The organism is Kribbella turkmenica (assembly GCF_004348725.1).
GTDB classification, from domain to species: Bacteria; Actinomycetota; Actinomycetes; order Propionibacteriales; family Kribbellaceae; genus Kribbella; species Kribbella turkmenica.
In genome coordinates, this window is the sequence record NZ_SMKR01000243.1 from 1 (window position 1) to 7946 (window position 7946).

General features: G+C 70.7%; 8 protein-coding genes. 5 read left to right on the forward strand and 3 right to left on the reverse strand.

What is annotated here, in order from left to right; genetic code table 11:
- A partial coding sequence (locus E1218_RS33615) for a Rieske (2Fe-2S) protein (RefSeq protein ID WP_325052874.1) occupies positions 1-524 on the forward strand: 524 nt, incomplete at its 5' end.
- Between the two features lie 93 nt (positions 525-617).
- On the opposite strand, the gene E1218_RS33620 is transcribed toward E1218_RS33615, so the two are convergent.
- Both E1218_RS33620 and E1218_RS33625 read right to left on the reverse strand, forming a co-directional pair.
- Entirely contained in the window at positions 618-1826 is a 1209-nt protein-coding gene (locus tag E1218_RS33620; protein WP_132327082.1) for a S8 family peptidase, read from the reverse strand.
- Between the two features lie 148 nt (positions 1827-1974).
- Positions 1975-2430, reverse strand: a complete 456-nt coding sequence (locus E1218_RS33625; protein ID WP_132327083.1) for a DUF6194 family protein — start codon at positions 2428-2430, stop codon at positions 1975-1977.
- Positions 2431-2512: 82 nt separating this feature from the next.
- Between E1218_RS33625 and uvrC the strand changes: the two genes are divergently transcribed.
- Genes uvrC through E1218_RS33640 form a run of 3 tightly spaced genes read left to right on the forward strand, consistent with a single transcriptional unit; the run spans position 2513 to position 6449 of the window.
- The gene (gene uvrC / locus E1218_RS33630) at positions 2513-4558 is read left to right on the forward strand and encodes an excinuclease ABC subunit UvrC (protein ID WP_132327084.1); all 2046 of its coding nucleotides are present in this window, start codon (positions 2513-2515) and stop codon (positions 4556-4558) included.
- Positions 4558-5424: an RNase adapter RapZ gene (gene rapZ, locus E1218_RS33635; protein WP_132327085.1), complete on the forward strand. Its 867-nt coding sequence runs from the start codon at positions 4558-4560 to the stop codon at positions 5422-5424. The genes uvrC and rapZ overlap by 1 nt, the downstream gene beginning before the upstream one ends.
- A gap of 56 nt (positions 5425-5480) precedes the next feature.
- On the forward strand, positions 5481-6449 hold the full coding sequence (locus E1218_RS33640; RefSeq protein WP_132327086.1) for a gluconeogenesis factor YvcK family protein: 969 nt from the start codon (positions 5481-5483) through the stop codon (positions 6447-6449).
- A 7-nt stretch (positions 6450-6456) separates the two neighbouring features.
- On the opposite strand, the gene E1218_RS33645 is transcribed toward E1218_RS33640, so the two are convergent.
- Positions 6457-7050 (reverse strand): hypothetical protein, encoded by a 594-nt coding sequence (locus tag E1218_RS33645; protein ID WP_132327087.1) that lies wholly within the window; start codon positions 7048-7050, stop codon positions 6457-6459.
- 118 nt (positions 7051-7168) lie between these two features.
- Between E1218_RS33645 and whiA the strand changes: the two genes are divergently transcribed.
- Positions 7169-7946 (forward strand): DNA-binding protein WhiA (gene whiA, locus E1218_RS33650; RefSeq protein WP_132327088.1); only part of this gene is annotated, 778 nt, incomplete at its 3' end.

Below are 7946 nucleotides of genomic sequence, written 5' to 3' on the forward strand. Positions count from 1 at the left end.
CCGAGGCGACACCCGCGGGTGACTCCCTGCGCGACCGGAGGTCGGTGCTTCGCTGCGCTGCCATGGTCGCGCTGGCCGGCGCCGGCGCGCCGATCCTGGCCGCCTGCGGCGGGGGAGAGGACGCGGGTTCGGCCGGGACCACCGGCACCTCGGCCCCGCCCTCCAGTGCGCCGACCTCGGCCTCCAGTTCGGCGCCGTCCTCGAGTGCGCCGTCCTCGAGCGCTCCGGCGAGCGGCACGGTGCTCGGCCCGGCGTCCGAGGTACCGGTCGGCGGCGGCAAGGTCTATACCGACGCCAAGGTCGTGGTGACCCAGCCGGCCGCGGGGCAGTACAAGGGGTTCTCCGCCGTCTGCACCCACCAGGGCAACCCGATCGGCTCCGTCGAGGGCGGCCAGATCGTCTGCCCGTTCCACAACAGCCACTTCAGCATCAGCGACGGCAGCGTGGTCAGCGGTCCGGCCCGGCGGCCGCTGCCGGGAGTCGACGTCGCCGTCCAGGGCAGCAACATCGTCCAGACGACCTGACCGAAGACCGGCCGCGTGCGGTCGCACGGGGAGCCACGAGAAGAGCCCGGCCTTCGGGGGCCGGGCTCTCCTCGGTGGTCGATCAGCTGGTGATCAGCGCGGGGCGGCCGGGTCGACCTTGCCGACGTACAGCAGCTTGTTCGGCGAGCCGGTGCCCGGGTCGCCCACCTTGTCCGGGGTGGACGCGCCGACCAGTGCGGTCGTCACGTCGGCCGGGGTGGCGTCCGGGTGGTCGGCCAGGTAGAGCGCGATCCCGCCGGCCACGTGCGGCGACGCCATCGACGTGCCGCTCATCGTGTCGGTCGCGTCGGGGCCGGTGATCCCGGCGGACAGGACGCCGACCCCCGGCGCGAACAGGTCGACGCACTTGCCCCAGTTGGAGAACGACGCCTTCTGGTCCCGGTCGTCGGTCGCGCCGACGGTGATCGCCGACGGCTCCCTGGCCGGCGAGCTCGCGCAGGCGTCCGAGCTCTCGTTGCCGGCGGCAACCGCGTAGGTGATGCCGGCGCCTACGGACGCCTTCACCGCGGCGTCCAGCGCGTCGTCGGCGACCCCGCCGAGGCTCATGTTCGCGACCGCGGGCTTCTTCGCGTTCTTGGTCACCCAGTCGATCCCGCCGATGACGGACTCGGTCGAGCCAGACCCCTGGCAGTCGAGCACCCGGACGCCGAACACCTTCGCGCCCTTGGCGACGCCGTACGTCGTCCCGGCGACGGTGCCGGCGACATGGGTGCCGTGTCCGTGGCAGTCGACGCCGTTCTGGCCGTCGCCGACGGTGTCGGCCCCGACCGCGGCCCGGCCGCCGAAGTCCTTGTGGGCGGCGTAGATGCCGGTGTCGATCACGTAGACGTTCACGTTCCCGGCCGTACTGGAGGCCTCGAATTTCTTGTCCAGCGGCAGGTCACGCTGGTCGCTGCGGTCCAGGCCCCACGGCGGGTCGTCCTGGCTGACGGTGATCTTCTGGTTCTGCTGGACGAACGCCACCCGCTGGTCGGCGGCCACCTTCTTCGCCTGCTCCTCGGTCATGCCGGCCGAGAAGCCCTTGATCGAGGCGGCGTACTGGTCGCGCACCTCGACGTCGTAGCTGCTCGCCAGGCTCGCGGTGGTGGCCCGCGTCTCGGCCTGGGTCCGCTGGCCGGCGAGGACGACGATGTAGCTGCCGGCGATGGCGTCCGGGCTGTCGGCACCGCGGATCGTCACCGCGGGCTCGTCGGCGTTGCTGCCGGCGGTGGTGACGATCGCGGTGGCGGCCAGTGCGAGCGCCGCGAGCACGGCGCGCGGTCGACGTACGGATGGGGACATGGGCGGCTCCCTCGAGTCAGCGCAAGGCCCAGTTGCCTTACGCAAAGGTCCTGCGCATCTACCCTGGGTCACACGCTAAGAAGTCCGCTCATCCCAACCGGGGGTCAGACCCGGCTTATGGGGCAAGCCGCAACACGACCGCAAGGCGTCAGTGCATTTGCCGTGCCCGATGCCGGTCGTACTTGCGGACGGCGAAGTCGTACGCCTCGGCCAGCAACGGCTCGAGCGGCGCCAGGTCCGTCGGCGAGACCATGGCCACCCAGTGCTGCGAGGCGTAGAACGGATGGGGCATCAGGACGCCGCGCTCGGCGTAGTCGCGACCCGAGTCCAGCACCCAGTCCGCGTCCCGTTCGGTCGGCACCGCCCCGAACAAGGAGGTGTACGTCGCCTTGGTCACCCCGATGTTGAGTCGCCAGGCCCCGGGCTCGTCGAGCCGGGAGACCTTCTCGTAGTGGTCGCCGGTCACGATCGTGGCGAACGGCTGCTGCCGTTCCGGCGGCAGGTCCGCCGCCGGGTCGTACAGGTAGAACAGGTCGCCCTGAGCCTCGAGCCGTCGGACGCCGTCGTACCTCCGGATCAGGAGGTCCATCTCGTCAACAGTCATGCCTTCAAGTGTGTCATTGAACTAGTTGTTGAGACTTCGGCGGAATTCCGGGATTGTCCGTGCGGCGAACTAGGGTGGATGAGTGGCTGATCCGTCGTCCTACCGTCCCACTCCCGGGTCGATCCCCGACTCACCTGGTGTGTACCGCTTCAGCGATTCCGCCGGGCGGGTGATCTACGTCGGCAAGGCGAAGAACCTGCGGGCCCGGCTGTCGTCGTACTTCCAGGATCTGGTGAACCTGCACCCGCGCACCCAGGCGATGGTGACGACGGCGGCGAAGGTCGAGTGGACCGTGGTCGGCAGCGAGGTCGAGTCGCTGCAGTTGGAGTACTCCTGGATCAAGGAGTACGACCCGCGCTTCAACGTGAAGTACCGCGACGACAAGTCGTACCCGTGGCTTGCGATCACCCTCAACGAGGACTACCCGCGGGTGATGGTCGGCCGCGGCCAGAAGAAGAAGGGCGTGCGGTACTTCGGTCCGTACAGCCACGCCTGGGCGATCCGGGAGACCGTCGACCTGCTGCTGCGGGTGTTCCCGATGCGCTCGTGCAGCAAGGGCGTCTTCAACCGGCACCGCCAGATCGGCCGGCCCTGCCTGCTCGGCTACATCGGCAAGTGCGCGGCTCCGTGCACCGGCCAGGTCAGCCAGGACGAGCACCGCAAGATCGTCGACGACTTCGCCGCGTTCCTCTCCGGCCAGACCGCGACCTACGTCCGCCGGCTGGAGAAGGAGATGAGGGCGGCCGCGGCCGAGCTCGAGTACGAGCGGGCCGCGAAGATCCGCGACGACCTGGCCGCGCTGGAGAAGGCGCTGGCCAAGAACGCGGTCGTCCTCGGCGACGGCACCGACACCGACGTGATCGCGCTCAGCGAGGACCCGCTCGAGGTCGCCGTCCAGATCTTCTACGTCCGCGGCGGCCGGATCCGCGGCGAGCGCGGCTGGATCGCCGACAAGGCCGACGGCACCGCGACCACCGGCGACCTGGTCTCACGGTTCATCCAGCAGACGTACGCCGGTGACTCCGGCGACGCGATCCCGCGGGAGATCCTGGTGCCGACCGAGCCCGAGGACGCGGACGCGCTGACCGAGTGGCTGTCCGAGCTGCGCGGCTCCAAGGTGTTCATCCGGGTCCCGCAGCGCGGTGACAAGAAGGCGCTGATGGCGACCGTCGAGCGGAACGCGCTGCAGACGCTCACCATGCACAAGACCAAGCGGGCCAGCGATCTGACCACCCGCAACCAGGCGCTCGAGGAGATCCAGGCCGGCCTCGATCTGCCGGAGGCGCCGCTGCGGCTGGAGTGCTACGACGTCTCCAACCTGCAGGGCACCGAGGTGGTCGCCTCGATGGTGGTGTTCGAGGACGGCCTGCCGCGCAAGAGCGAATACCGGCGGTTCGTCATCAAGGGCGTCGACGGGCAGAACGACGTCGCCTCGATCGCCGAGGTGCTCACCCGGCGGTTCAAGCGGCTGCTCGACGAACGGGCCACGCTGCAGGACGACGAGGACCCGGCGGCGAACCTGATCGACCCGGAGACCGGCCGGGCCCGCAAGTTCTCCTACGCGCCGGGCCTGGTCGTGGTCGACGGCGGGCCGCCGCAGGTCGCGGCCGCGCGGCAGGCACTGGACGAGCTCGGGCTCGGCGACATCCCGGTCTGCGGTCTGGCCAAGCGGCTCGAGGAGGTGTGGGTGCCGGACGAGGAGGACCCGGTGATCTTCTCCCGGACCTCGGAGGGCCTCTACCTGCTCCAGCGGCTACGCGACGAGGCGCACCGGTTCGCCATCACCCACCACCGCAACCGGCGGTCCAAGTCGATGGTGGAGAGCGTCCTCGACGACGTGCCGGGGCTGGGCGAGGTCCGCCGCAAGACCCTGCTGCGGCACTTCGGCTCGCTGAAGAAGCTGCGCGAGGCGACCGTCGACGAGGTCGCCGCCCTGCCTGGATTCGGCCGCCGTACGGCGGAATCGGTGGTCATCGCGGTGAACGCTGCGGCAACGGAGGCCGACACCGGCCGGTCGCCCGCGGTGAACATGGCCACGGGCGAGATACTGGAGGACGAGGTCCCGGCGCCTGCCGGGCAGCGGCCGGACAACGCGGCCGACGGGGATCCAGGGAGAACAGAGAACTGATGGCGGACCAGGGCGGCAATCTCATCATCGTGTCCGGGATGTCGGGCGCGGGACGGAGTTCGGTCGCGGACGTACTGGAAGACCTCGGCTGGTTCGTGGTGGACAACCTGCCGCCGATGTTTCTCACCACCATCGTCGAGCAGGTCGTCGACACGGGTGCGGCGCCACGGCTCGCGGTCGTCGTCGACGTCCGGACCGGGATGTTCTTCGACGAGTTGCCGCAGGCGGTGCACGACCTGCGGCTCCAGGGCCACCGGCCGGTGACGGTCTTCCTGGAGGCCTCCGACGACGTGATCGTCCGGCGGCAGGAGAGTGTCCGCCGGCCGCACCCGCTGCAGGGCGAGGGCCGGTTGCTGACCGGGATCCAGCGCGAGCGCGAGCTGCTCGGCGACATCCGGGCCGGCGCCGACCTGGTGATCGACACGTCCAACATGAACATCCACCAGCTCGCCGCGAAGATCGTGAACGCCTTCGGCGACGAGGAGAACGCCGAGCTCCGGGCGACCGTGGTGTCGTTCGGGTTCAAGTACGGCATCCCGGTGGACGCGGACGTGGTCGCCGACATGCGGTTCATCCCGAACCCGTACTGGCAGCCCGACCTGCGCCCGATGACCGGGCAGGACCATCCTGTGTCAGACTTCGTCCTCGGCCATCCGCTGGCCCAGCAGTTCCTGCAGAACTACGTGGACGTGCTGGACACCTTGCGGACCGGCTACCTGAACGAGGGCAAGCGCTTCGTCACCGTCGCGATCGGCTGCACCGGGGGTAAGCACCGCAGCGTCGCGATGGCCGAGGAGATCGCCCGCAGGCTGCGCGAGAAAGGGTCACCGACCTTGGTCGTACACCGGGATCTGGGGCGGGAGTGAGCCAGAGCTCCTGGGACAGCTCTGCCCGCGGAGAGCGTGGGCCGAAGGACTCCGGCTTGTCGCCTGGGGGTCACCCCCCTGGCCTCCGGTCGGCACCCCGGGTTGTCGCACTCGGCGGGGGACACGGCCTGGCGGCCTCCCTGTCCGCGCTCCGCCACGTCACCGACCAGCTGACCGCGGTCGTCACGGTCGCCGACAACGGGGGCTCGTCCGGCCGGTTGCGCCGCGAGCTCGGGGTGCTGCCGCCGGGGGACCTGCGGATGGCGCTGGCTGCGTTGTGCCGCGACGACGAGTGGGGCCGGACGTGGGCCGACGTGCTGCAACACCGCTTCCGCAGTGACGGCGCACTGCACGACCACGCGGTCGGCAACCTGCTGATCGTCGCGTTGTGGGAGTTGCTCGGCGAGGCGGTCGACGGACTGGACTGGGTCGCCCGGCTGCTCGGCGCGCAAGGCCGGGTGCTGCCGATGTCCGCCGTACCGCTGGACATCACGGCCAGGGTGCTCGGCCTGGACCCCGAGCACCCTGAGGCGATCACCGAGATTCGCGGTCAGGCCGAGGTGGCGACCACCGAAGGGCACGTCGTCGACGTCGCGCTCGACCCGGCCGACCCGCCGGCCTGCCCCGAGGCGCTGGTGGCCGTCGCGGAGGCCGACTGGGTCGTCGTCGGGCCCGGGTCGTGGTTCACGTCGGTGATCCCGAACCTGCTGGTCCCGGCGCTGTGCCGTGGCCTCGAGCAGACCAGCGCCCGCCGCGTGCTCACGCTGAACCTCGGCGAGCAGAAGGGCGAGACCGACGGCTTCTCGCCGGAGACGCACCTCGAGGTGCTGGCCGCGCACGCCCCCGACCTGCGGATCGACGTGGTCCTCGCCGACGAGGGCCACGTTCCCGATCCACAGTCCCTGCACCGTACGGCGGAGTCGCTCGGCGCCGACCTGGTCATCGCCGACATCGCCGACGACGACCGCCACCTCCATCACGCCCCCGACAAACTCGCCAAGGTCTTCAGGGAGATCTTCGCCTAGGCCGTGGCTAGCTCGCGTCGACGTCGTGCCTGGCGTCGTACACCTGCTTGCCCTGGGCATCGAAGCCGCGGACGCGCACGTTCTTGACGTCGGAGTTCCCGCCGGTCAGGCCCCAGAGGAAGAATCCGTTCGAGATCAGTGCGCGGACCGGGCCGCTCGGCAGGTCGACGACGATCTGCGCGACCCCGTCGGGGACCTGGCCCCACTCCAGGCCGACCCCGAACTTCCCGGTGGCCGGGACGGCGCTTCGTCCGTAGTCGTAGTGATCGGCCTGGCCGTACATGTGACACCAGGCAACGACGTTGTCGCCGGCTGAGACCAGCAGGGCGGTGAAGTCGATCCCGGTGCCCGTCTTCAGGACGACCTTCCAGTCCGGAGTGATCCTCCCGGCGTCGTAGGTCCGTGCGTCCTGCCCCGGCATCGGGCCACCGCTGCTGAAGTAGGCGTCGTCCGGCGTCTTGCACCGGGTCCGGATCGAGTCGTCGCCGACCGGACTGACCGGCGGGACCGGCCGCAGCGGCTTGCCGGTGGCCGGGTCCTCGGTGAGCACGACCTGCGGGGTGATCGGCGCGGCGAGCTCGATCTTCCGGTCCGCCGGCACGGTCGGCTGCGCAGGCGGTCACCCCGCCCGAAGGTTGCACGACCCGTAACAGGGCACCGTCCGTTCCGTTGGACTGGTGTGCCCGGAGGGTCTTTGACAACGGTGGGAGGATGCCTTCATGGCGATGACAGCACAGGTGAAGTCCGAGTTGACCAGTATCCAGGTCACGAAGCCCTGTTGCCGCAAGGCCGAGGTGTCGTCCGTGCTCCGGTTCGCGGGCGGTCTGCACCTCGTCTCCGGACGGATCGTCGTCGAGGCCGAGCTGGACAGCGGCGCCGCTGCCCGGCGGCTGCGCAAGGACATCGCCGAGATCTTCGGGCACCCGTCGGACGTGGTGGTCATCTCCCCGTCCGGTATCCGTAAGCAGACCAAGTACGTCGTCCGCGTCGTCCGCGACGGGGATGCGCTGGCCCGGCAGACCGGCCTGGTGGACAACCGCGGGCGTCCGGTCCGCGGGCTGCCGCCGGCGGTCGTCTCCGGCGCATCCTGCGACGCCGTGGCGGCCTGGCGCGGGGCGTTCCTGGCGCACGGCTCGTTGACCGAGCCGGGCCGGTCGTCCTCGCTCGAGGTGACCTGCCCGGGCCCGGAGGCCGCGCTCGCGCTGGTCGGTGCGGCCCGCCGGCTCGGGATCGGGTCCAAGGCGCGCGAGGTGCGCAACGTGGACCGCGTGGTCATCCGCGACGGTGACGCGATCGGTGCGCTGCTCACCCGGCTGGGTGCGCACGAGTCGGTGCTGGCGTGGGAGGAGCGGCGGATGCGCCGGGAGGTCCGCGCGACCGCGAACCGGCTGGCCAACTTCGACGACGCGAACCTGCGTCGTTCGGCCCGGGCCGCGGTGGCCGCCGGCGCACGCGTCGAGCGCGCGCTGGAAATCCTCGGCGACGACGTCCCGGACC

What these genes read in the sequence shown, in the direction of transcription:
- rapZ (WP_132327085.1), top strand. Translation starts at nt 4,558, where the DNA reads ATGGCGGACCAGGGCGGCAATCTCATCATCGTGTCCGGGATGTCGGGC.
- E1218_RS33625 (WP_132327083.1), bottom strand. Translation starts at nt 2,430, where the DNA reads ATGACTGTTGACGAGATGGACCTCCTGATCCGGAGGTACGACGGCGTC.
- E1218_RS33620 (WP_132327082.1), bottom strand. Translation starts at nt 1,826, where the DNA reads ATGTCCCCATCCGTACGTCGACCGCGCGCCGTGCTCGCGGCGCTCGCA.